We start from the raw sequence: 529 nt of genomic DNA, 5'->3' as shown, positions 1-529 counted from the left end.
GTGTTCGACAGCGTGACGAGCGCGAGGCCGACGAACGCGGCGACGAAGAAGCATCCGAACGCGGCGAGCTTGACGTTGCCCGGGTTCGCAAGGCCTTGACCGACCAGGCGCACCGGGCCGACGCGGTCCTCGTCGGTGCCGCGGATGCCGTCGGAGTAGTCGTTGGCGTAGTTGACGCCGATCTGGAGGAACAGCGCGACGATGAGCGCGAGCAGCGCATAGCCGGGGTTCGCCTTCTCCATCGCGTAGGCCGCGCCCGTTCCGACGAGGACGGGGGCGATGGCGGCGGGCAGCGTGCGGGGGCGCGCGCCCTCGACCCATTGGTTCAGGGTGGCCATGTGCGGGATGTTCTCCAGGTCGTGTGGGCCGGGGCTCCGGCGATCTAGCGGGGGTCTCGTAGATTGTGCCACTCGGGCGAGCAGGCGATGAGCGCGCGATCGGGCTTGCCGACGCCCGTCAGCGGGATCGTCTCGAGCACGCGAGCCATGGCCGGGACGGCGTACGGCGGCAACGCCTTTCGGCACTCACC

General features: G+C 70.1%; 1 protein-coding gene. It reads right to left on the bottom strand.

What is annotated here, in order from left to right; translation table 11 throughout:
• The coding region (menA, locus tag GO615_RS29865; RefSeq protein ID WP_169133076.1) for a 1,4-dihydroxy-2-naphthoate octaprenyltransferase at positions 1-338 on the bottom strand (338 nt) is incomplete at its 3' end.
• Between the last annotated feature and the right edge of the window lie 191 nt (positions 339-529).

It is taken from the genome of Aromatoleum evansii, assembly GCF_012910805.1.
In the GTDB taxonomy this organism is placed as follows: Bacteria; Pseudomonadota; Gammaproteobacteria; order Burkholderiales; family Rhodocyclaceae; genus Aromatoleum; species Aromatoleum evansii.
The sequence above is the reverse complement of the archived record's forward strand: the minus strand, read 5'-3'. Positions and strand labels throughout refer to the sequence as shown.